We start from the raw sequence: 2336 nt of genomic DNA on the forward strand, positions 1-2336 counted from the left end.
GTCTATGGGTCCAGATCAGGGGGGTGCCGAGTTCACTGTAGGAGGTTCTTCCACAGTAGCCGCAACCACTTCAGGAGGTTCAATCTGGGGCAGTACGGGAGGAGGAAGTATATCCGGCACGGCCAGCGGGATGGTGAGCGGAACGACTAATGCCAGCAGCGTCTCCGGGAGCCTGCGGAATGGGGCTGTGAGCGGAAGTATCGGAGCTGGAGGTGGAAGCCCGACTGACTACACGGGGGAAGCAGAAACTGCCCCGGATCACATCTATGTACGCTGTCTTATTCGCGCAAAGCCGTAAATCTGTATTTATGTAATTATATACTTATAGCAAAGGCAACGCCAAAGTAAATTCTTTCTTGGCGTTGCCTTCGTCTATTATCTATATGTATTTTAATATCATCTTGCTCTGATCAGGTAGTGAACAGCACGGTTCACCGGGCGGATTTCACCAACAACAGGAGTTGAGCGAGACGCATAAAAGTTCATTGCACCTGATGGCGCCTTACCCGCGTCATTCATCCATTGATTACGCCCTTCGTTCCAAAAGGCCAGTGAACCGAACTGTCCCACTTCTCCATCACGGCTTCGGGGCAGATAAGAAAGTTCTCCCCATATTTCTCGTATTCCATCCCCTTGCAGCTCGCCTAGCCCCGCGCTCCAATGGCCAACAGCGCCATAGTGATAGCTTGTCTGTCCTCCGTATCCCCGGAAGAACACTCCTTGGTAATTCGGGACGTTCCCCCCTACAACCCCTACCAGTTCCGGATACACTGAATCTGTAATGTTAATACCTCAAAATATAAGGACAATGACGAAAGAATTTCTATCGGCATTGTCCTGCATTTTGTTATATACAACTACATAAATATATAATTACTGAAATACATATGATTGCGGAAAGCGTTCTCTGAACAGTTGTACTGTTTCAGGGGGACTGGCCGTGACAATAACCTGATCCCCATGATCAAGAACCGCTTTGGCCAGGCTTTTCCCAAGACCGGAAGAGCATCCGACAATCAACCAGGTATTCATTGCGTCAGTCCACCTTTTTTTCTTTTAACCACTGGGATAATATATCGGCTACTTTGATATTATTCAGATCGGAAAAGGGGAAATGGGTATTTCCCTGTACTCCTATTTTGGGAAGATGCACTACGGTAGCGTCGCCGCCATGCCGGTTCACGGCGTCCGCCCAGAGTTTTGCCATGCTCATGGCTGCACGCCAGTAGTCCTGATGAGGTTCTGAAACGGGGTGTTCTGGAATATTGTCGCCATAATAGATGACGATGGGCATCCGAGTCAGAGCTTTGAATTGTTCCAAGGGGACTTCCGCAGCCGTGAATGGCCCGAAAGAACTGGCGTTGGGGATGGGTTTAGGCAGTTCGCCTTCGGGAAAGACAAAGCCGCTACCGGGTTCATAGGCCACGACAGCCCGCACGTTTTTACTCTTTATTGCCGTCAGCCAGCCGGGGCCGCCGCCCTGAGAGTGTGTTACCAGAATACCGGAACCGATTCGGTCGAATACGGCGGTCATTGCGTCGGAGATGACCTCGGCGTCATAGGGGCCGGTATTAGGCGTCATCTGGCGAAAAAATTGATTCAACGATTCGTCGCCACGGGCAAACTGCGTTCCTTCAAAAAAGTCGGGCCAGATGCCGAGCCGGAACTGCCCGAACCAGAATTGCTCGTCAGGCTTGGCCTCAACAGTGGCGGAAACGGTGCTTCGCCCGGCATCGCCGCGTCGGGGCTGATCTTCAAATAAACGCCGAATCCCCGACGCAGAAAAATATTCTGAAAACCTTCGCGTCCGTCCGGTGTGGTTTCCCACGTCTTGGCTGACTGGCCCGCTCCGTGCAGAAAGACCAGGGGGTATTTTCTGGCGTCTGCCGGAACCTGATAAAACACATAGGCGTGGTCACCGTGCAATGTCTGTCCGGCAGCCTGAGGTTTCAAGGGGTTATATGTTTCCCTTGCGGGGATAACCGTGCCCCCCGCCGCAAAACTTCCTTGTTCTCTGATAACTAATGGGGAGGAATTGCTTTCATCCGCCATTGCAGCCGTCGCCGTGGCAAGCCCCGCCGCAAATAGAAGTCCTGCAAGAAGTGTTTTTGACTTCATCGCCACATCTCCTCACTTTTTCTTTGTTAAATGCTGTTCCCAAAAATGGATGGCATAGTCTATCCAACCTTCCGCATCGGTTCCCGTACCGACGCCGAAACCATGTCCTGCGTTCCGATAGAGATGAAATTCCGTATCTACGCCCGCCGCGTTCAGCGCCGTGATCCTGCGCTCCATCACGCGTGGGGAGGCTATGGGGTCATCAAGGCTGACCACGG

2 protein-coding genes and 1 pseudogene are annotated in these 2336 nt (G+C 52.1%); all 3 read right to left on the bottom strand.

Going from position 1 to position 2336, the window contains the following annotated elements:
- Nucleotides 1–1036 precede the first annotated feature (1036 nt).
- A complete protein-coding gene (locus HMPREF0178_RS22380) occupies nt 1037–1603 on the bottom strand; it encodes an alpha/beta fold hydrolase (RefSeq protein ID WP_232281184.1) in 567 nt (188 codons plus the stop codon).
- The gene (locus HMPREF0178_RS22385) at nt 1600–2118 is read right to left on the bottom strand and encodes a hypothetical protein (protein WP_009379300.1); all 519 of its coding nucleotides are present in this window, start codon (nt 2116–2118) and stop codon (nt 1600–1602) included. Before HMPREF0178_RS22385 ends, HMPREF0178_RS22380 begins: the two co-directional genes overlap by 4 nt.
- 12 nt (nt 2119–2130) lie before the next feature.
- A pseudogene (locus HMPREF0178_RS21925) lies at nt 2131–2336 on the bottom strand (alpha/beta hydrolase); the annotation flags it as partial.

The sequence above is a fragment of the Bilophila sp. 4_1_30 genome, from assembly GCF_000224655.1.
GTDB lineage: Bacteria > Desulfobacterota > Desulfovibrionia > Desulfovibrionales > Desulfovibrionaceae > Bilophila > Bilophila wadsworthia.